At 57.9% G+C, this 19,949-nt stretch carries 18 protein-coding genes; 8 read left to right on the forward strand and 10 right to left on the reverse strand.

Annotated features, from left to right (window positions below):
* Window positions 1–74: 74 nt before the first annotated feature.
* Together J2W46_RS33735 and J2W46_RS33740 are read right to left on the reverse strand one after the other, a co-directional pair.
* Entirely contained in the window at window positions 75–1,964 is a 1,890-nt protein-coding gene (locus J2W46_RS33735) for an amidohydrolase (RefSeq protein ID WP_310360267.1), read from the reverse strand.
* Entirely contained in the window at window positions 1,961–2,251 is a 291-nt protein-coding gene (locus J2W46_RS33740) for a XapX domain-containing protein (protein WP_310360270.1), read from the reverse strand. Before J2W46_RS33740 ends, J2W46_RS33735 begins: the two co-directional genes overlap by 4 nt.
* A 463-nt stretch (window positions 2,252–2,714) precedes the next feature.
* Between J2W46_RS33740 and J2W46_RS33745 the strand changes: the two genes are divergently transcribed.
* The 3 genes from J2W46_RS33745 to J2W46_RS33755 all read left to right on the forward strand — a co-directional run bounded on the left by J2W46_RS33745 (window position 2,715) and on the right by J2W46_RS33755 (window position 6,207).
* Entirely contained in the window at window positions 2,715–3,404 is a 690-nt protein-coding gene (locus J2W46_RS33745; RefSeq protein ID WP_310360302.1) for a hydrolase, read from the forward strand.
* Between the two features lie 117 nt (window positions 3,405–3,521).
* Window positions 3,522–3,800 carry a DUF1427 family protein gene (locus J2W46_RS34545; RefSeq protein ID WP_374726917.1) on the forward strand — a complete coding sequence of 93 codons (279 nt, stop codon included), beginning with the start codon at window positions 3,522–3,524 and terminating at the stop codon, window positions 3,798–3,800.
* Between the two features lie 508 nt (window positions 3,801–4,308).
* Window positions 4,309–6,207 (forward strand): acyl-CoA synthetase, encoded by a 1,899-nt coding sequence (locus J2W46_RS33755; protein WP_310360272.1) that lies wholly within the window; start codon window positions 4,309–4,311, stop codon window positions 6,205–6,207.
* A gap of 374 nt (window positions 6,208–6,581) precedes the next feature.
* On the opposite strand, the gene J2W46_RS33760 is transcribed toward J2W46_RS33755, so the two are convergent.
* Window positions 6,582–6,722 (reverse strand): putative Na+/H+ antiporter, encoded by a 141-nt coding sequence (locus J2W46_RS33760; protein WP_310360275.1) that lies wholly within the window; start codon window positions 6,720–6,722, stop codon window positions 6,582–6,584.
* A 594-nt stretch (window positions 6,723–7,316) separates the two neighbouring features.
* Window positions 7,317–9,434, reverse strand: a complete 2,118-nt coding sequence (locus J2W46_RS33765) for a hybrid sensor histidine kinase/response regulator (protein ID WP_310360278.1) — start codon at window positions 9,432–9,434, stop codon at window positions 7,317–7,319.
* Between the two features lie 477 nt (window positions 9,435–9,911).
* Here J2W46_RS33765 and J2W46_RS33770 point away from each other — a divergent pair, with 477 nt between their 5' ends.
* Window positions 9,912–10,394, forward strand: a complete 483-nt coding sequence (locus J2W46_RS33770; RefSeq protein WP_310360281.1) for a hypothetical protein — start codon at window positions 9,912–9,914, stop codon at window positions 10,392–10,394.
* Window positions 10,357–10,869 carry a hypothetical protein gene (locus J2W46_RS33775; RefSeq protein ID WP_310360283.1) on the forward strand — a complete coding sequence of 171 codons (513 nt, stop codon included), beginning with the start codon at window positions 10,357–10,359 and terminating at the stop codon, window positions 10,867–10,869. Before J2W46_RS33770 ends, J2W46_RS33775 begins: the two co-directional genes overlap by 38 nt.
* Window positions 10,870–11,587: 718 nt before the next feature.
* On the opposite strand, the gene J2W46_RS33780 is transcribed toward J2W46_RS33775, so the two are convergent.
* Entirely contained in the window at window positions 11,588–11,827 is a 240-nt protein-coding gene (locus tag J2W46_RS33780) for a DUF2442 domain-containing protein (RefSeq protein ID WP_310360285.1), read from the reverse strand.
* A 940-nt stretch (window positions 11,828–12,767) separates the two neighbouring features.
* Here J2W46_RS33780 and J2W46_RS33785 point away from each other — a divergent pair.
* Window positions 12,768–13,889, forward strand: a complete 1,122-nt coding sequence (locus J2W46_RS33785) for a GAF domain-containing sensor histidine kinase (RefSeq protein ID WP_310360287.1) — start codon at window positions 12,768–12,770, stop codon at window positions 13,887–13,889.
* A gap of 238 nt (window positions 13,890–14,127) precedes the next feature.
* Window positions 14,128–14,562: a response regulator gene (locus J2W46_RS33790; RefSeq protein WP_310360289.1), complete on the forward strand. Its 435-nt coding sequence runs from the start codon at window positions 14,128–14,130 to the stop codon at window positions 14,560–14,562.
* A 380-nt stretch (window positions 14,563–14,942) separates the two neighbouring features.
* On the opposite strand, the gene J2W46_RS33795 is transcribed toward J2W46_RS33790, so the two are convergent.
* The 4 genes from J2W46_RS33795 to phaP form a co-directional block, all read right to left on the reverse strand.
* Complete coding sequence (locus J2W46_RS33795; RefSeq protein ID WP_310360290.1) at window positions 14,943–15,305, reverse strand: hypothetical protein; 363 nt, start codon at window positions 15,303–15,305, stop codon at window positions 14,943–14,945.
* A gap of 160 nt (window positions 15,306–15,465) precedes the next feature.
* Window positions 15,466–15,750: a hypothetical protein gene (locus J2W46_RS33800; protein WP_310360291.1), complete on the reverse strand. Its 285-nt coding sequence runs from the start codon at window positions 15,748–15,750 to the stop codon at window positions 15,466–15,468.
* Window positions 15,751–16,059: 309 nt separating this feature from the next.
* Entirely contained in the window at window positions 16,060–16,404 is a 345-nt protein-coding gene (locus tag J2W46_RS33805) for a hypothetical protein (protein ID WP_310360293.1), read from the reverse strand.
* A 409-nt stretch (window positions 16,405–16,813) separates the two neighbouring features.
* The gene (gene phaP, locus J2W46_RS33810) at window positions 16,814–17,215 is read right to left on the reverse strand and encodes a TIGR01841 family phasin (protein ID WP_310360295.1); all 402 of its coding nucleotides are present in this window, start codon (window positions 17,213–17,215) and stop codon (window positions 16,814–16,816) included.
* 781 nt (window positions 17,216–17,996) lie between these two features.
* Here phaP and J2W46_RS33815 point away from each other — a divergent pair.
* The gene (locus J2W46_RS33815) at window positions 17,997–18,725 is read left to right on the forward strand and encodes a CBS domain-containing protein (RefSeq protein WP_310360297.1); all 729 of its coding nucleotides are present in this window, start codon (window positions 17,997–17,999) and stop codon (window positions 18,723–18,725) included.
* Between the two features lie 712 nt (window positions 18,726–19,437).
* On the opposite strand, the gene J2W46_RS33825 is transcribed toward J2W46_RS33815, so the two are convergent.
* Window positions 19,438–19,809 carry a Uma2 family endonuclease gene (locus tag J2W46_RS33825; RefSeq protein WP_310360300.1) on the reverse strand — a complete coding sequence of 124 codons (372 nt, stop codon included), beginning with the start codon at window positions 19,807–19,809 and terminating at the stop codon, window positions 19,438–19,440.
* Between the last annotated feature and the right edge of the window lie 140 nt (window positions 19,810–19,949).

Below are 19,949 nucleotides of genomic sequence, written 5' to 3' on the forward strand. Positions count from 1 at the left end.
GGACCAGTGGCATTACCCACGGTTGACGCAATAGCATCTCGACCCACGATGGACTGTTCACCGTTGCTCCCGCTCTAGACCGCCCAGCACGCGCATCCGAGCGCTCCCCAAAAGCCCTGGTAGTCAGAGGTCGGTGCGTTATAGCGCCAGGCGCGGCCGTGGTCGTGTCCGTGCACGCCGCAAGGGCGTGCGCAGTCGCATGCGGTGGATGCAATGCGCTGCAACGGAGCACCGGACGCCTCGCCCTGCTTCCACGCCGCAAACCCCCCATACTTTCTCACCGGTGACCAATCAGGCATCGCAGGAGGTGGCGGGTTGTCGTCCAACGCTGCGAACTCGCCGGTCGCGTACACAATCTTGCCGCCTACCACCGTAAGTAGAGACGAAGTGCCGGCTATGTCGTCCTCGGTACAAGCAAAGAAGTCGCGGTCAGGGACGATAAGGTCTGCGAGCTGACCGACTGCAATCTGCCCCTTCTTGCCGGCCTCATCTGAGAACCAGGTAACCTTCTCGGTCCACATGCGCAGTGCAGTCTCACGGTCAAGACAGTTGCGCTGGGGATAAATGCGCATGCCACCGACCGTCTTGCCTGTCACCAGCCACGACAGTGAGACCCAAGGGTTGTAGGACGCCACGCGAGTTGCATCGGTCCCCGCGGAGGCATGAATCCCTTTCTCCAGCATTCGTGCAACAGGCGGCGTCCCCTCAGCAGCCTTTTCACCGTATCGCTCGACGAAATACTCGCCCTGGTACGCCATCCGATGCTGGACCGCAATGCCCCCACCAAGAGCAGCGATGCGGTCCATCGACGTCTCTGTAATCGTTTCGGCGTGGTCGAAGAACCAGTTGAGTCCGGCGAGCGGTGTGTCGCGGTTTATTTTTTCGAACACATCGAGCGCGCGACTGATGGTTTCGTCGTACGTCGCATGCATGCGCCACGGCCAGCGGTTCTCCACTAGCACACGGATGACACCTTCGAGGTCGCCCTCCATGTCCGGAGGCATATCCGGGCGGGCCACCCTGAAGTCTTCGAAATCCGCGGCAGAGAACGCGAGCATCTCACCTGCTCCGTTGTGCCGGAAGTAATCGTTCCCGTCTTTGTACCGCGAAGTCTTCGTCCAGTTGAGGAAGTCTTCCTTCTCACGTTTCGGCTTTTGGGTGAACAGGTTGTAGGCCAGCCTGATGGTCAGCAGTCCTTCAGCCTCAAGTTTCTGGATGACCTCGTAGTCTTCGGGGAAGTTCTGAAAACCGCCCCCAGCATCAATGGCTCCGGTCACGCCCAATCTATTCAACTCGCGCATAAAATGCCGCGTCGAATTTAACTGATATTCAAGCGGAAGCTTGGGGCCCTTCGCCAACGTTGCATAGAGGATGGCCGCATTGGGCTTGGCCAGCAGTAATCCTGTCGGGTTACCCGCGCTATCGCGCACAATCTCGCCGCCGGGGGGCTCAGGCGTCTCCTTCGTATAGCCCACCACTCGCAATGCCGCAGCGTTCAATAGCGCTCGGTCGTATAGGTGCAGCATGAAAACCGGCGTGTCCGGTGCTGCGGCGTTCAGCTCCTCAATGGTCGGCAGCCGACGTTCGTCGAACTGATGCTCCGTGAACCCTCCGACGACACGTACCCATTGAGGCGGCGGCGTGATAGCAACCTGCGCTTTCAGCATGTCCATCGCGGTTGCCAATGACCGTACACCATCCCATCGGAGCTCCATATTGAAGTTCAGGCCGCCACGGATGATGTGAAGATGATTGTCAATTAAGCCCGGAAGTGCCGCGCGTCCGTTCAAGTCGACACTGCGCGTCCTGTCGGACTGAAGCTGACTTACCTCGTTGTCGCTACCGACGGCCGTGAACTTACTATCCTTGATAGCGACCGCAGTGGCAGTCGGGTTCGACTTGTCCAATGTCGTAAACCGGCCATTAAAAAAAACAAGGTCCGATGCATCTTGATGTGGCGTCATGAGCGGTTCTCCTCAGACGATACTTCCTCTTTGCGCCGAGAGCCTCCGGAGTTGCGGCCGGGCAACGACCCAAACAGGTGTTGATTGCAATGCTCCTCTTTCCAGGCCGCGCGAATGTTGGCGCCCGCAAGCATTTTTTTTGCAACGGGGAAGATTTGCTCCCCCGCAAGTATTCCTAGCAGACCTATGAGGGCGACTACAGGCGGGGCCGGCGACATGACGCCAATCAAGCTATAGACCACGCCTACCAGGATTCCAGCCAGCAGCGAAAGCACATAAGCTTTCATCAACTAACCCTCCTCTGGTACACCGCGAGCAGGCACTCGTGGCAACGATGACCAAGCCGGAAACAAGCAATTGAACCGAAGCAACAAATGATAATGACCCGGTATTTAGGGACGCTGCACGGGCGACGGACTCAAGTGCTCCCCGAAGTACATACACGACCGAAACGCATGGCGCGCGGACCCATGTTCTTCCGGCACCCTAGCAGCTTAGGCCTTCCAATCTCCAATTAAAAGGTCATGTTAGCGCCGCCCTCATACAGAGAACTCCCGATATCGCTATTGACAACTTCACATCCTGGCAATGTGAACTATGATGATTCTGGAACAAGAGACGCCATCGCTTATGTCCTCTTTTTTCAGCGAGAACATGTAGTTTCTGCAGTCTTCAGACAACCGGAACGCTTGCGCGACGCTCACGTCTGGCGCGACGTTTTGTTGAAACCTCATTCGAAGAGAGGACATGATGAGCCAAGAGAAACTGGAGGTACTTACTCCGGCCAACAGCCAGGTCATTTTCATTGACCAGCAACCCCAGATGGCTTTTGGCGTTCAGTCAATCGACCGGCAAGTCCTGAAGAACAATGTCGTCGGACTCGCGAAGGCGGCGAAGGCGTTCAACGTACCGACGACTATAACGACGGTGGAAAGCGAGAGCTTTTCCGGCTTCACGTACCCGGAGTTGCTCGACGTGTTCCCGGAGCATCCTACTCTGGAGCGAACGTCAATGAACTCGTGGGACGACCAGAAGGTTCGCGACGCGCTGAAGAAAAACGGCCGGAACAAGGTCGTGGTGTCCGGCCTGTGGACGGAGGTTTGTAACACGACTTTCGCGCTGTGCGCAATGCTCGAAGGCGGGTACGAAATCTACATGGTTGCCGATGCGTCCGGAGGCACATCGAAAGACGCACACGACTTCGCAATGCAGCGCATGGTCCAGGCCGGCGCCGTTCCGGTAACGTGGCAACAGGTGCTACTCGAGTGGCAGCGCGACTGGGCGCGCAAAGAAACGTATGACGCCGTCATAGATATCGTGAAGGAGCATTCGGGCGCATACGGAATGGGCGTCGACTACGCCTATACGAGGGTCCATAATGCCGCTCAACGTACTAAAACAAAACACGAATCTCTTGCCCCGGTTCCGGCGAATACCTGAAGCATCGATATCTGCTGAGCGGCGAGGCCCGGCTCCGAATCGTCATTCGGGACGGGCTGCAACGCAATGTAAAAACGTCAAGCATGGTGGTACGCGCGTCCGAGGAATTTCCAGGCGATGAAGCCTTATATCCTGTCACTTCTTGGCGGCCTTCTCGCCGGAGCGATATATAGCCTGATTCGTGTTCGCTCCCCAGCACCACCTATAGTTGCCCTGGTTGGGCTACTGGGGATGGTTATCGGAACCCAGATAATTCCGACCGGGCGCCAGCTGCTGGCGAACAGTGCGCTTCCAGTCGGGAAGCCGGAGGCGATTCAAACGCACACTACGCAGCCACCCATTTTCGACAACGCAAAACTGATTTTGCCCGCGCCCAGCAACCGTTCACCGAATTGAGCCGCGCCAGGGGGCAGTCCGCATTTCCGTACTCTCCCCGGCTTGCGCGCTCCTAGGCGTTGAAATGCATGCGTGCGTATCGTACCGATTTATGTCACCGCCGCACTCGCCCGATAACCAAACCGTTCGCGCTCTTTCGCAATCCGACCGGTTGGCTGAACACAAATCTGGCGCGGCATCACTTCGTCGGTAAAGCATCCGGCGCAATGCATCGGTGCACAAAAGACTACGTGCGTCACAGGTTCAAGCAAAGGCACTCAATGTTGTCCGGCGTCGACAGAAAGCGACAGCGCAAAATATCATTCCCGTGCACACCAACGCAGTGACAGTCCTCCTCGAACTAGGCTTGCCGCTGATTCGCGCTCTTAGCACAGGTCTGCCATTTTGACGGGTGGCATCTTCATTTCCCGACGTTCCCAGTTGCGCACCCATTCATAGACAGCGAATCTTAATGAGCGCATCCTCTTATTTGGGCGCAGCGGCGCTCGGCCGCGCGTAGGAGAGGCCGATGGCATTCAAAACTTTGTTCGACGTCTTACAGGCCGAGTCAATTCCCCTTGCAGACCGCGGGCTACCGACCAGCACCTACGAAGCTATTGGGCGCAGCGCGCTCGCCCATCCAAACGCAGCAGCGCTTACCTTTTTCGTTGATGGTAGGAAGTTCGAAAAGGCGCAGTGCTGGACATACGCGCAATTTTTCGCAGATGTAACCCGGACCGCAAACGCCTTGCACCACCTGGGTGTCCGCAGCGACGATGTCGTTGCGTTCGTCCTACCAAACCTCCCTGAGACACATTTCACCATCTGGGGCGGCGAAGCAGCCGGCATTGTAATGGCCATCAATCCGTTGCTCGACGGCGCCCAGATTACTGCGCTACTTTCTGCAGCTCGCCCAAGGGTGCTGGTTACGTTAGCACCCACGCCAGGAACTGACATCTGGCTCAAACTTGCAGCCCATTTAGAGGAGCTTCCGACTTTACGTGACATAGTGTGGGTTAATCTTGCACCTTATCTAAATCTTGTCGAAGCACTTGCACTGCACGTCATCGCGGCAAGAGAAAGGGTACGCCATAAAGCTCTTAGGATTCACGATTTTAGAGCCCTTATGCGTCGCCAGAGTGCGGATGGCTTGACGAGTAAACGTCAGTTGCAAGAAGGCGATACCGCTTCATACTTTTGCACCGGTGGTACGACGGGGCTGCCCAAAATTGCGGTCCGCTCGCACGGCGCTGAGGTATTCAACGCGTGGGCAATGGCAGCCCACATGGAGTTTCGCGAATCCGTCAAAACACTCTTCTGCGGACTTCCCCTGTTCCATGCGAACGCCCAAATGGTGACGGGGCTGATGGCGTTTATGCACGGACACCACGTCATTCTCGGAACCCCTCAGGGATATAGAGGCGAATGCGTACTCTCAAACTTCTGGGCAATTGTTGAACACTATCGCATCAACTTCTTTTCTGGCGTTCCGACGGTGTACGCCGCTTTACTGAAGCATCCAGTCGGCGCGCGAGACATATCGACCCTCGAATTCGCCGTTTGTGGCGCTGCGCCATTGCCCACAGGGCTGATGCGCGAATTCGAGAGGCGAATGAACATCCGAATTCTCGAGGGCTATGGACTGACAGAGGGAACCTGCGTTGCATCCTGCAACCCACCTGATGGCGACCGAATTCCAGGCTCGATTGGCATTCGACTTTGTTATCAGGGAATGCGCGTCTGCGTGCTCGACAACCACGGCGGTTATGTCCGCGACGCTGAGCTCAACGAAGCCGGAGCCATTCTCATAACAGGCCCTAATGTCTTCAAAGGTTATCTGGAAGACATTCACAACACTGGCATCTGGGTCACCATCGGCGGGACACGTTGGCTCAACACAGGTGATTTGGGAAGAGAAGACGAACACGGCTACTTCTGGCTGACAGGACGCAAGAGAGAGTTGATAATCCGCGGAGGCCACAACATTGAACCGAGGCTTATTGAGGAACCGCTGGAGACTCATCCAGCTATTGCTCTGGCTGCGGCAGTTGGCGCCCCTGATAGCTACCTTGGTGAGGTGCCCGTGGCCTACGTTCAACTAAAACCCGAACATAACGTGACGGCTGAAGAACTGCAGTCTTTTGCGGAATCGGTGATACATGAGCGCGCTGCGGTGCCCCAACGCATCGAAATAATTGACAGCATGCCTCTCACGGCTGTAGGGAAAATTTTCAAGCCTGCTCTGATTAAAAAAGAGATTGAACGGACTATCACCGAAGAGGCCAACGCAGTTGGAATTGCGAGCATCTCAATTGAACTTATAGATGATAGGTGCCGCGGAGTTGTTGCGCGCATAAAAGCCGATGAGGCACAACCGGAGTTCGCCGACCGGCTTGCCTGTTACTCATTCCAAATCGACTGGAGGTAGCAAGCGAACCGGACTGGCGCAGTCTCAGCCGATGTACGGAGCGCGCCGAGCATATGGTCGAACGAGCGGTTCTCCGCATCAATAGATAGCGACATCTAGTAAGGGGTCGCTGGGCAGTTACTTGCCGACGCTTGCTGCGACCAGCTTTGTCGTCCAGTTCGACTTCTCCCATTTCAGCGAGCGATAACGTTTACCGGTGAGCGAAGCCCGCGTTCTCAACATACGCGTAGGTCTCGTCGCCCGTCACATGTCTCCAATATCAGTCCAGTCGCAGCCAATTTCGTAGCGCCTTCTAGTTCTTTGCTTCATCCCGAGCTCTTCGCCGAACGCCTGGAATGCGACGTCATAACTTTCCAGCTGGCCGCGCGACCTGCCTATAGAACCAGAAGGGCTAGACCTGCAACTATGCTAGGCATGAGCGCCGCGCAGCGCAATTCCATCGAACTGACTGCGCCTCGCCACAACCGGTTTCCAAGTGTGGCGACGCCGGCCCGATTCCGAGCATTTGCAATCACCGTCTATTGTTCATGGTGCACGCACGACTCGCCAAGCGACTACCGGTGGAAGTCGTCGATGCGCGGCGCAGGCTGGGGCGACCAAAGGACGCGAATATTTACCTTCGGGCCTGCATAGTTTGCAGGGCGAGCGCCCGCAACTGCTCGGCGTTACAGCAATTCGTTTGAGCCGGACCAAGTGGTTCCTTCTTTCCCTGCGCATGAGGCTTCCTTCCAGCATCCGCAGGATGCGGTTGTCCGCCCTAAAAAGAGTCCCATCCATTGAATGGCTGCAATGTCCAAGAGACTCTTCGATGATACGAATGAGTAAAGACATATCTAGCGAATGAGGTTTTAACTCTTTTACGGCGCCCGTTTTAGAGAGACAACGGAGCAAGGCATTCGGTAAGCCCGCGATGCGCGCAGAGCCGCCGCGGCAGCGCGTGCTTGCCGTCTCGAATCCCCGGTCAGGCGCGCAACGTTGCCGTGACCATCGGCCGCGCCGTAGCGTTCCAATTCCTGCAGAACGACAGCCCTGTCGAAGTGCATCAGCGCATCGTCGGGGAACTGTTCCAGCCCTCCGTCAAGGACGGACAACCGACCCGAGTACCACTGTCAGCTTTCGGCAACGCTGTTTCCACGCTTTTGCCGCCCCTCTGTCTCAGAGAGAAGCGTCGTCAGGTCATCAATATTGAAAGGCTTGGACAGGACGGTAATGCCCAGGACTCTGGCGCGGTCAAGTTCTTTCGCATAGCCGGTCATCAGTGCGATTCGCTGGTTGGGCCACGTTTGCACCACCAGCTCGGCCAGGTCGATGCCGTTTATCTTTCCTGGCATCTGCACATCTGACAAGACCACGTCGAAGGTACGACCCTCCTGCAGCAACGTGAGTGCATCATCCGCTGAGAGTTTATGGTTCACATCGCAGCCGAGCATCTCCAGAAGTGCCGTCACACCGGCCGCCACCGCTTCATTGTCTTCAACCAGCAGGACGGAACGCTGCTGAGCGCCGCCTTCGTCATGTTCGCGACGCTGGTCGATGGCTGTACTGGCGGTCCCCAGATGGCGTGGAAAATAGAGGCGTACGTTAGTGCCTTTGCCTTCGATGCTGTCGATTCGTGCCGTGCCGCCGACCTGCTCACATGTGGCAAGCACGTGTGCGAGACCCAGTCCTGTACCGACTCCTGACGTCTTTGTCGTAAAGAGGGGTTCGAAGGCGCGCGAAACAGCATCCGCGCTCATACCAGCGCCATTGTCTACACAGCTGACCATGACATAGTCGCCTGGGGACAGTGACCATTCGTTAGCGCCGAGGCGGACGTTCTGGCAGCGTACGACAAACCGGCCGCCCGCGGGCATCGCCTCTCCTGCGTTCTCAGCGATGGCAACAATCGCCGAACTGAGCTCCTCCTGGTCAATGGAGATGGGCCACACACCATCTGGAACGTCAAGCACCGTCTCCACCGTTTCACCGGCTGCCGACTTGATGCTACCTGCAGCATGAGAAAGTAGCTGGCGCAAATTGAATACCGTGCGCCGCAGCGGTCTCTTCCTCGCGACGCTCAGAAGACGGCGCATGAGCACCTCCGCTGTCGCGATTGCGCTCTCGACCTGCGTGACCTCCCGCTCAACGCCCGCAAAATGCTTGTGTCGCGCCAACTGCATGTTAGAGGCGACCACCATGAGGAGGTTATTGACGTTGTGGGCAATGTCCCCGATTAGGTTTGTAAGTGCAGAGATTCTGCGGAGGCGGTGCGACGACGCTTCCGCGGAAATGCGCATGGCGACCTCACCGTGCCAGCGCTCCCAGGTTGCCTGCTCAGCCGCGAGTTGTCGGAGGGAAAACACAACGAGAGCGCAGACAGCGAGGCACGGTAGTGAAATAGCAGCCAGGATTACCAGATAGTGGGCCCACCATTGCTGGAGTATCGCCGAACTGGAGTAGGAAGACGACACGTAGACAGGATACCCGGCGACCTTTCTAAACGAGACGACTCGCTCGGCGTCATTCGGCCCAAACCGCATGACAGTGCGACCGACTATCTGGCCGTCCACAAACGACATGGTCGAACCGTGACCGAGTGGTACCCGTGGGGGCATATCATCTGGTTGATGCCCGACAAGTGGAGACCCGTCGCTTCTGTACAAACCCACCCCAATATACGGCCGACCGTCAGCGAGTTGCCGGTAGAAGTCCGCGAAATATTGTCTCCGCAGCGCTATGGACACCACGCCGATAAAGCGGCGATTGGCGTCGAGTCGGGCAAAGGCCGTGTTGAAAACGTCGACATTGCCAATCTTGCTCCTCATCGGAGGCGAGAAATAAGTGTTCGGGCTCTGCATTCGCGCGGCGCGGAAGTCTTCGCGGTCGCCAACCGAGACGTTCGGCACTGGCCAGGTAGTGCTCGTGGCAAGCACCTTTCCGTGGGCCCCAAAGACCGATACGGATGCAATTTGCGGGAGACCGCCTACGATTGCTGCCAGTCGTGCGTGGACTTGACGCTCGTTGGCGATTATGGCGTCGTCGTCGCTCGTGCCGAGAAGCTCGGTCACGCGCGTGCCCACCTGTTCATCGAGGTCGAAAACCTTGTCTGCCTGCTCGCTTACCACGAGCGTCAGGCGGTCCACTATGTCATTTGCGTCGTCCAGGCGGCGCTGGTAGTCGAGATAGCCGTAAGCGACCGCGAATACAACCGGCAGCACGATGGACACACAAAGCAGTATGCGCAGCATGCGGCGAGTGCTGGCAAAATTCCGTGACGACGGCGGAAGGCCTCGCTCTGCGGCCCGTGTCTCTGAGGACATCATGTAAGTAACTTATACAATTTCGCACCCGTCGATTCGACAAAGCGGGGTGCCTACGACCTGGAAAGCCAGCGTGGTCGGCATGCTGACGGGTTCTACGTCCCGTTCAACACGTTCTCCCCGCCTCCCGAAGCTGGTGTTAGACGGCCGTTCGCAAGAACGATGCCCGATAAAAGGCGGCTGGCATGCGCCTCTGGTGAACTCCACCTTGAACGAGCCAGTGCCGCGCGATGAAAGACAAGGCCACGCTCGAGCTGAGACGCCCGCCACAGGGGCGGATGTATCTCTTCGGCGATGACTGTAGCGCTGGCTATGTGGCATCAAAGAACAACAACTTCGGAACGTTCACTTCGCGACTACGCGGCAGACGTTTCCTGAGGGAGCGCATGAATTATGAGGGAGCAGTTGACCGCCGCCACAAAAGCGACCTGCCTCGCGCTGGTAGCCGTCCGGGCCCAGGCTGGAACTGTCGATGTCGACTTCAAGAATGCGACCTTCCGCATCGGCAACGAAGACGTGAAGTTGTTGAATGGCAAGCGAGCGGTACCGGCCGCGTGTGGCTCAGCGACCCAGCACGTGACGCGTGTGGTCGGCAAGCCCGTCGGTGGCCGGCTTGAGTCGAAGCCTGCTGCCGCGATATTCCTGGCGGAGGAACCGGGCGGTATCGGCATTTTCAATTACGTAGCGGTGGCATTCAGTGACTGTAGTAAGACCAACGCCGTCTTCCTTGGCGACCGCATCATGCCGCGGTCGATTGTGTTCCGTGGCCGCTCCATCGTCGTCACCCATCTAGACCGAAAACCGGACGAACCCATGGCTGTCATACCCAAGGTGACGAAGAACATGACGCTTGGCTTTGATTCCAAGACCGGCCAGCTCGCCAAATAAACATGAGCATTGTCCGCAAATTGCGCGCGACCGCTACCGCATTCCTCCTGTCGGCGCTCTGCGCAGCCTGCGCGACCCGCACCCACCACCCGGCGCCCGGCTTTCCACGCGGGAATATTTCGGCACGGCGCAGGGCCATAACGTCACCGACAGGGTCGAGCTCTTCGGGGTGGGTTTCACGGCCAGCAAGCCTGTGGCGCTCCGCGTTGAGCATCTCCCAGGCGACACACAGGACATTGCCGTCACCATCCCGGGCAAGCCGTCGGCGGACCCGTACGGCTTCCTCGATTTCAACTACGCGCTACCTTGTCTCTATCGCCGCGGCGACCGGGCGACGGTCGGACGGTCAGTCCGCGTGCGCGCGACCGATACGGCCGACTGGACCGTGTGTTCCGACGCACTGACCGCCCAGAGTTTCGCGTGCGATGCGCCGCCGCCGGACGCCGCGCAGCGGCTGAAGCGGACAGGGAACTGAGAGCCCAAACACAGCTTCCGGGCTTCAGTTCCGGATGTCGGCTAGTTGCAACTGCCAATTGAGGCTTCCCGACGTCCTCCTCAGGAAGTCAAGTATCTCTGCCTTCGGGGTCGAAAACATCGGAGGTCTCGTTATCACGGACTGCTCCAGAACCGTAACATCGTGTGCAGAGCTGCCAGCGCTCTCCGTCGCATTTTGGGCACGTGATGATGTTGGACGTGCGAGACATGTCTGAAACTGTCTCAATTTCGGTTATCTGCAGCTTTCCCGCCCCGCCACATTTTTCGCACTTGATTTTTCCTTGGCCACCACATTGCTGACAGGTAGTCATGGTCTCCCCTCCTGGTGGTTAGGTGGACATGACCATACTACTCCGAGCGCCTGAGAGCACGAAGCCAGATGCTGGTCTCCACGAACTCGCGCAGTTACTTGCCGGGCGACGAGAATCTGTCGGCGTGGTACTGGGCCAATCGTGCCTTTTTGAGAACACGTGACGGACCTACGCGGCGGTCAGCGACCCGCCCCGACCCGACAGCGACAAGGCGTTCGCTTCGCTTGCGAATAAGGCAGTGGAACTGGCGGAAAGCAAAACGGCGCTTGGACTACCGGACTACCTCGGACCCGAAGGCTGACGCGTCATGAAAGGCCGACGCTTGCGTCGTCCGCGCCGGCTGCGCATGCGCGAGAGGTCCAGGCAGCAGAGCTAAATGCGAAAACACTAGTGACCTATGTTCTCATGGCGGTATGAAAGCAACGCTGGAACGTTCACGTCCTCATCTGTTTCGGGCCAGAATATCTGCTCATGGTCTAGCGAGATGGCAAAGTGTTCACGCTCGGCTGCTGTGGCTGCCTGCAGCACGGGAAACCAGTCCAGTGGGAATTGAACCGCGGGACCCTCGGACATGTCGAGAAACAGGTGCACGCTGTCAAAATGCACGTCCACCGCAGTGCACTCCATGGTCGCCTCCTCAGTCAGAATCATCTTAAAGATAGGTCGCGGCAAAGCTGCGCCCAACACTGCATGTAGTTCGCCGTCAGCCGACAATCCGGGGGTCAAAAACCCGGCGAAAAGAAGTGCCTCACCGGCGTCAAGAGTGAGTATCTATCGCCTGTCGGTGTGTCGGCGTGCAATTCCCGTGCAGACCGGACTTCAACGCATTAAATCCGGCTAACAGCAGTTGGATGCATCTCGTCCTCCATCGTGCCGTGCCTGTAATCACATATTGCCAATTCCAGCTTAAGGCATGCTGATGGGGAAGCCAGACGGGAGGGACCAAGGCTTGGCGACTTACACGACTAGCAATGGCATCAGTGGCGGTGCTGATATTTATGCTTTGGCGCCTTGCAGAAATAAAGCGTTGGTTTTAGATGTCGGCGCTCGAGCATCGGTGACCTGCAACTGATTTTCCGCGAGTAACGCTCTGATGGCATCGAGGGTTTAGCTCCGTGCCGGACGTATGTGCATAGAAGTTGTTTTCTGGTGATTCGGGCGTGAAGTAGGCGGTCCCGATTGTCGCGCGTCGGCTAAAGCGAACGGCCGCAAAAGAATGCAATTGCCGACAGTATCGCGACGAGAAAATTGGGCCACTCGACGGCAACGTATCCGTGCGTCAAGCTCCGGATGCTGGCCGTGGCAATCGGCGCGATGCTCTTCGCGATGTTCGAGCGAAAGGCAAGCATGCCATTGAATGCTTTACCTCAGCACTGGTCGGCCGCGCTTCCGTTTTCCGGCAAGTGCGGCTGCTGAGAGATAATGCAGGAACCGACCGGCTTGCCATCAATGCAAACTGGTGTCTCTGACCGGAGGACTCATGCCCAGTGCTGACGCGTCGACCGAGTCGCCCCAGTCGATAGCCCGTGACATAGCGTTGATATCGCGTATCGGAGCAGTCCCTTCGATGCTCAAGATGATTTGCGACGAGACGGGGATGGGCTTCGCCGCTGTCGCTCGGGTGACCGACTTCAGCTGGACCGCTTGTGCGGTCCAGGACAATATCCGCTTTGGGTTAAAGCCTGGCGAGCAACTGGAGTTGCATAGCACGTTGTGCTGTGAGTCGCGTGTTGCGCGCGCTCCAATCATTATCGACGATTTCAGCCTCGATGCTACCTATCGGGGCCATCACACGTCGAAGATATACAAACTGGGAAGCTATATCTCCGTGCCCATCATCACACCGGGTGGCAGCTATTTCGGGAATCTGTGCGCCATCGACCCGCGGCCCGCGCACGTTTCCGAGCCGCGAGTCATCAGGATGTTCGAGGTTTTCGCCACGTTGATAGCCATGCAAATTGAGAGCGAACAGCGACAGTTGTCGACCGAGGCGCAACTGACGACCGAGCGAGAGACTGGCACATTACGCGAACAGTTCATCGCCGTGCTCGGACACGACTTGCGCAATCCGCTCTCCGCCGCTAACGCGACGGCCGATTATCTGGTCCGCCGCACAGACGATACGAGTCTGGTGAATGCTGGTAACCGGTTGAAGCGCACGGTGCACAGGATGGCGCAGCTTATCGATGACGTGATGGATTTCGCCAGAGGGCGGCTGGGGTCCGGAATGGCTGTTTCAATTCAGCCCGTAGACGACTTGGACGAGCGTCTGCGAGGAGTAGTTGATGAGCTACGAGCAGCTAATCCATCCCGTGAGGTAGTCACTGAATTTGCGCTGGATACGCGCGTCGCCTGTGACCCATCCCGGATACAACAACTGCTGTCGAATTTACTTGGAAACGCCTTGACCCACGGCACGGCGGACGAACCCGTCATGGTTCGGGCGGCGACTGATGACAACCATATCTGTATCAGTGTGGCCAATCGCGGCGAGCCGATACCGTCGGAGATGCTGCCAAAAGTATTCGAGCCGTACTGGCGTCCACCGTCAAGTTCGCCGGGCGGAGGTCTGGGACTTGGGCTTTACATTTGCAAAGAGATTGTGGAGGCACATGGGGGGACCATTGAAGTTTGCTCGTCGGCTGAGAGCGGCACCTGCTTTACGGCGCGGCTTCCTGTCCGGAAGTGACGAGCGCCCGCGGCGACTCACAAGGAGGCCCAGGACCCGCGGCGGGACACCATTCCATCGGTCCACGCGCGGTGCCCCGAGCACACCCCTCCGCGCCATCGTACCGACGATAATGCGGTGACGAACGAAGAATAAGACGTCGGCAATTCTTACTGGCACGCCAGCGTCAAAACGGCTGTAGCCCGCGCGCGGTACGCGGCTTGCGATGGTAAAAGGGCGCTTAGAACTGTCCCTTATCATGTCTACCGTACTCCTCGTCGACGATGACCTCGAGAGCCGATGTGCGCTCCAGCTCGCACTCGAAAGCCGCGGCCATCACGTGGCGCCAGCGCCAAACGGGCGCGACGCGCTCGACAAGGCGAAACAGATTTTTCCATCGCTCGTTCTTACCGACTTGCAAATGCCAGAAATGGATGGCGGCGAGCTATGCCGTCGTCTGAAGTCCTCACCGGCTTTCGCGAAGGTACCCGTTATCCTCCTGTCGGCCGTCGAGGAGCCTGCAGGGATTCGTTGCTGGGACCTGTTTATTCGCAAGCCCGTCGAGATGCCGTCGCTAATGACCGCAGTCGAGACGTTAGCAATTGCGTACCTGAGGCTCTCGCAAGCGAACGGCGCCGTGGACCACTACGGCGGCTCGCGCTTGCGAACCATCAATTGGCGATGCTGGCCTTAGGCCCAGCGGTGACCGTGCGCAATATGCTGTCCCACCTGACCCCTTGGCGCGCAATCGCGCTTGGTGCGCTCGAACTCAACAGCCTGCTGCACCCAGGCGCGTGTCACAGCCGCTCTGCAGGTCTCGCGCAAGGTCAATCGCGGCCTGCGTTGAGGAGCAGCCAAATCCGCCGCTCAGGGGGACCGGCGAGAGTGCGCGCGAAGACACTGCGACAACGGACGCACCTCCAAATCTCCTCCACTTGTACATCGTCATTAGTGCCTTCGGCGCTTGGCCTAAGGTCTCCGTGCGGAGGCAATGCGGCCGAGGTCCCTGTAAAAGTAAGCGCATCGTTCGCAAGGTTGAATCCAACGTTCCATTTTCAGCTGACGGTTGTGGTTTCAGAGACCGCCGGAATTGAACAGATGGTCAACGCAGTGGCGATAAATTGCTCGCGCGACTGGGGAGCGGAAGTCAAGTCGCAGATTTTCACAAAACAGCGCCGACAATGATTCGGATGTCGCAGCAGGTTCCAATGTCTTCTCCAAGCGTCGAGCGACGGCTACCGCCCGGGACGAAAGCATTACCCGCTGCACCACGTCGGCACCTCTTCCGTTAGTCATCAGCCAGAGCAGCGTTGACTCGACGACATGCGCGGCCGATAACCACTCCCCCGTCATCTGTCGGGCAAGCAGATGCGATGCAACGAGATAAGCGAGAAGTTCGGTGCGGGCCCGCAGGTCCAGGTCGAGCGGGTTATTCACTCTGTCGCATCAGCGATAGTCCAGTTGAACGGAATTATGCGGCCAGCCGGTGCTCATAGTATGGCAGGTCCCTGTCGTCCAGTATTGCGTACATTGCTTCCTGGTTCGACGGGTCAGGGTTGAGCAAGGCGTCGACGTTTTCCTGCTTGCTGGAGATGATTCACCGGTCATCACCGGCAGCCGCAATGTCTGGTCGGAACTCGTCGGTGATGGCGGCGATTGACAGCAAATCGGGCTCGCCCGGCGCAATCCATTGCGACCAGAGGCAAGCTGGGTGCATAAGCCCGCCATTGCTCGGGCGGAATTCGAGAACCACAATCTCGTCGCGCTCGTGAGTCTCCAGGAACGTGCCTTCGAATTTCGCCTTGCTCACATTCTCTGAGAAGACTTTCACAAGAAGGACGGCATGCGCGGTATCCAAAGCATAGGCCCCAAAAACCTTCAAGACTTCCCGGCGCGCATTGTATGTTCAGGCTATTTCGTACAGTACAACGCGGGCTTTCCAACGAGCGGCGCTGGTACCGCTCACATGCAAGTTGCATGCAGCGTTGAGCAAACACCGAGATTCAGAGCTTTGCCCGGCGCACGCGCATCGTCGGCTCCGTTCAGGACTCGTCAGGTGCGGCTGTTACGTCCCGACGATGCCCCTCTTCGTGGCGCAATACAAGCGCTCCGCCAAGCGTAGCTCCGGTGACTGCTTGAAGGTTTGCATCGTTGCGCTCTTTCCGGCACAACAATAGACTGTCTGCGTAGCTCAGCTGGATGCCGTGCGCCGAGCTCTTCTTTTTGTCATGACCGCAGAAGCGGCTGTCAGGAATACCTGCGGAGCACCACCATTCGTTGCATACTGGCGGACCTCTAGGGCGCCTGGCTTATTGGCGCGGGCATCAAGTTTTTCCGCCAGCGCCAGCAGAAATCGCTTTAGGTTGGTGCTTCCGTGTCTGGCCGTAAAGCTCGCCGATAAATCCGCAACGCAAGCGTGGCGCGACGCCGGATGCAGCATGCTGGCAACGTGTGATGCTCCCACCGCAAGCTCCAATTGATAAGCGGTCTCAATGCAGACTGTCGTGGTACGTTTCCGCTTTACCCTGTTGCTCATGGCGCTTTTCCTCATCGACTACTGCGCGCTGGCGTGTCCGCAAGTGACGTTTCCGGGGTCTGGAAAACCTTTGTATCGCGCACACCTGACACGGCGCGAAACGAGCCGTGCCGAGGCTGGACGAGAAGACAACGTCCAACAATAGCCTCTGACCGTCGATTCGTTGAAGAATGCTGGGTCGCGGCATCCGCGGTGCGTTCGGGGGCGCGCGACACAGGCGGACGACCGGCCCGCTCAGGAATCAGGTGAAACAGCCAATTGCACCGGCCAAAATAATGGACAGAAGAGTCCAGTCAGAACTGGGGGGACGCTGCATTCACCTGATTTCGCAACTGCATCTGTTTCGTGCAACGTCCTTCCCGGCCCGACGCCGAGCGCATGAATTGCCAGGCCATCGTGATGGTCAACTCTATTCCGTCAGCGCAGCATTCGTTCTGAGCGAAGCGTTCTTTGTGAGGTTTTCGACGAACCCCTGCGCGTCGCGCTGATACTGCTGGAACTGGGACTGCGCCGTAGAAGAGAACCCGCCTTGAAAGCCCGAAAGGATTTCATAGGCCTGGCGACTGTAGGTCGATATCTTTTCCGCCGTGGGTTTCGCAAGGCTCGCCGACAATGTAATCAGTTCCTCAGGCTTCGCGGCCAGCGCCTTCGTCATGAGCGCCTGGTTTTCGGCGAGAGTTGCCTTGATAGCCTGCAGATTCAGTGCGGTCAGCTTCTCGACTCCCGCGAACGCGCTGTTTGACAAAGCGAACAGCTGCTGGACGCTGGCGGTCTGAGCTTCTACCAATTGTTGGGGAATGACGGTGTTCATGACTGCTCCTAATGCGAGGGCGGCGAATGCAAGGGAACTCTGCTTCAAATTCCAACCACGCGCCGAGGCCGAAGGCCGTTTGCTGCGATGCAACAAAATTCATTGTACGGCCAATTTCTCGGAAGTCAATCGATTCAGGGGCACGGCTTCCCCCGAGACCGGGCGACACAAGGCGGATTGTTAAATCATTGACAGCGATGACACCCACACCTGTCGGAGTCGTTCATCTCACGCATCTTCACGCTCGCAAAGAACTGGATATTGCAACGTCAGCGCGAGCGTACGACTCCTAGGCAGGACCTGGAGCGTCGCCCAGGTCGCCTCCGCGAAAAAAGGCAGACAGCCTCTCAATCCGTCCGCCTTCGAGTGTCATTGTTGTCAGCCGAGGAAATGAGCCCAGACACATCGGTGCGGCTTTAACCAATGGCGCAATGAAGACCTTCACTGCGCAAGCTATGACGGAAGCGACGACCTGAATATAGGTGGTTTTCGCCTCTCGATGAGGAGTACGCTGAGGACGTAAGCGGCGTTGTGAGGCAACGGCGATGAGACTTCCGGAAGGTCCCGCCATCGCGAACAGTTTCAGCACGCGCATTCCACGCGAACACCGACCTGTTCGAGCTGGCTCGTCCACGTGCCGGCTCACGTACGTCGCGTGCAGGCGTCCCATCTGCGAACACAGCCTGCCTGTCCGCTGTGACCAACCTTGAGCAGGCGCAGGCGCGCCTAACTACTTTACGATTCACCTTGATAGGGGCATACCATGCTGGTTAGAGAGCGGATGAAAGATGCGGTCTGCGTTACACCGGACCAGACATTGGCCGCGGCAGCGCGCATTCTTAAGCGCGAAAATATTGGCTGTCTTCCAGTGTGCCAGGACGACATCGTTCTCGGAATGATTACTGACCGCGACATCGCAATGCGCGGCGTTGCCGACGGTTTCGACTCAAACGTGATGAAGGTCGGCGACGTGATGTCGCTGGACGTCATCCGTTGCAGCGAAGACGATTCAGTTGAGTCGGCAGTACTGACAATGCATGCGGCTCATGTGCAGAGGCTCGCTGTTACTGACGGCGATGGACATCTGGTCGGCGTCATCTCCATGAGCGATGTGGAAGGTGGTGCCTCAGAACGCCGTCCATTCGAAGTCGTCTTCTACAGAGAAGTTCTGGGAAATGCGGGAATGCCGCATCACAGTGAGCTAATGCGCGTCGCGGTGGCCCAAGGGACGAAGCAGGAGGCCGTGGAAGCAGCAATCGCTCAGTTTGAGAAAGTTCGGCAGGTGTCCAATTGGGCGACGATTGCCAACGGGTACGATGTCGTCACGATGTCTATTGATTCAGACGGCGGGCGCGTTGAGGACGTCGAGTGCACCTCCGAGCGTGACGCCCGTATTCGCCCCCGCGCACGGACATTGTGGGAAGAAGCCGGTACTCCTAAAGGACGGGACGTGCAATTTTGGGAGCAGGCGGCCAAGGAAACGGATGCAGACTATCGGCCGGCGGGATGACGGACGCGAAAGACGGTGCGTCGTTCGGCTTTTCCGGAACAACGCGAACGAGCCGCTGTCAACGCCGGTCGCCTTGGTGCAGCGCCTGCAACATGTCGATGCACATTTGAGCCCTTGCGCCGCTGGTCACTAACAGTCCAACAATGAAGCTAGGCCTGCCGTTCGATGCGCGAGTCGCACGATTGTGGCTCGGTTCGCTGCAGGTCCGCGAGCTTGCCCTTCGCCCAGGCGATTTTGTCGGTGGCGATTCGCTGACTTTCCGTTGCTGCTTTCGTGACTTTCGTTTACAACGTGCGTTCGGCGCCGGGTAGACGCTTGTGCTGTTTGAACAGCTCCTGCTCCAAGTTGGTGGCCTGCGCAGATTTGAATCGCGCGATGAGAGCATTGATTTCGCGCTCTGCGTTATCCCGCGGTTCGGCAGCGTCGCCAGCACTATTACGGCTGGCGCTGAAATCCTCTGCCGATGGTCTGAGTGCGTGCAGCGGTGGCCGGACCACCACGGACAGAGTTTCCGATGATTGAGCAGCAAGGGGCCGGCGTCGAAGCGATGAAGACTGCGCGTACTCATTCCAGAAAATGAGGGCTCCGCAACTACCTGCCTGTGGTTGCCACGACAGACGGACGAGTCGACTGACGGACAATCAATGCGTCGCGCGCTGTGAACACCCAGGTGCTGGATTCGAAATAGCCAAGTTGCTTCGGAAAGGACCCTCTAGCGACGAGCTCCTCGGTGTACCGCAGGTACAACGGGCTCGTCAAAGTAAAGAGGGTCGAGGGATAGCACTACCCCAAACACCGAAGCTTGTCGCCTGCCCTCTGCCCCGTGGAGCTCAGTCTGTCCGTGCGGGCCGACGACGATGATTTCGGCGGCACCGCCTTCCAGGTAGGCCCCCACCCGCCGGTCAACGTCGTTCACTGTGCCTCTGTCAAGAAGCACTTCGATACAGAGGTCGGGGACTATGGGCAATGGCTCCTCACGGTCGAGACCTTCCCATTTCTCACACGGCATCCAGACGACGTCCGGAACGCGTATGCCGAATGACGGGGTGACGACAGCTATCGACAATGCAGCAAGATGGCCCATCTGCTCGGACACCTGGCAGTAGGCATCGGTGAGCACAATCTGCCGGGAGGTATCCGAAATCTTGTGTGTCGAGGTCGGTTAAAAAACCTCAGCTGATGGCGGAGGTGAACCGCTCGCCGAACAGGATGGCGAACTGATTG

Source organism: Paraburkholderia strydomiana (genome assembly GCF_031456815.1).
Classification (GTDB): domain Bacteria; phylum Pseudomonadota; class Gammaproteobacteria; order Burkholderiales; family Burkholderiaceae; genus Paraburkholderia; species Paraburkholderia caledonica.

Excerpts from the sequence above, each read along its gene's own strand:
- J2W46_RS33735 (WP_310360267.1), bottom strand. The coding sequence starts at position 1,964 with ATGACGCCACATCAAGATGCATCGGACCTTGTTTTTTTTAATGGCCGG.
- J2W46_RS33740 (WP_310360270.1), bottom strand. The coding sequence starts at position 2,251 with ATGAAAGCTTATGTGCTTTCGCTGCTGGCTGGAATCCTGGTAGGCGTG.
- J2W46_RS33745 (WP_310360302.1), top strand. The coding sequence starts at position 2,715 with ATGAGCCAAGAGAAACTGGAGGTACTTACTCCGGCCAACAGCCAGGTC.
- J2W46_RS34545 (WP_374726917.1), top strand. The coding sequence starts at position 3,522 with ATGAAGCCTTATATCCTGTCACTTCTTGGCGGCCTTCTCGCCGGAGCG.
- J2W46_RS33755 (WP_310360272.1), top strand. The coding sequence starts at position 4,309 with ATGGCATTCAAAACTTTGTTCGACGTCTTACAGGCCGAGTCAATTCCC.
- J2W46_RS33765 (WP_310360278.1), bottom strand. The coding sequence starts at position 9,434 with ATGCTGCGCATACTGCTTTGTGTGTCCATCGTGCTGCCGGTTGTATTC.
- J2W46_RS33780 (WP_310360285.1), bottom strand. The coding sequence starts at position 11,827 with ATGGAGTGCACTGCGGTGGACGTGCATTTTGACAGCGTGCACCTGTTT.
- J2W46_RS33785 (WP_310360287.1), top strand. The coding sequence starts at position 12,768 with ATGCTCAAGATGATTTGCGACGAGACGGGGATGGGCTTCGCCGCTGTC.
- J2W46_RS33790 (WP_310360289.1), top strand. The coding sequence starts at position 14,128 with ATGTCTACCGTACTCCTCGTCGACGATGACCTCGAGAGCCGATGTGCG.
- J2W46_RS33805 (WP_310360293.1), bottom strand. The coding sequence starts at position 16,404 with ATGAGCAACAGGGTAAAGCGGAAACGTACCACGACAGTCTGCATTGAG.
- phaP (WP_310360295.1), bottom strand. The coding sequence starts at position 17,215 with ATGAACACCGTCATTCCCCAACAATTGGTAGAAGCTCAGACCGCCAGC.
- J2W46_RS33815 (WP_310360297.1), top strand. The coding sequence starts at position 17,997 with ATGAAAGATGCGGTCTGCGTTACACCGGACCAGACATTGGCCGCGGCA.
- J2W46_RS33825 (WP_310360300.1), bottom strand. The coding sequence starts at position 19,809 with ATGGGCCATCTTGCTGCATTGTCGATAGCTGTCGTCACCCCGTCATTC.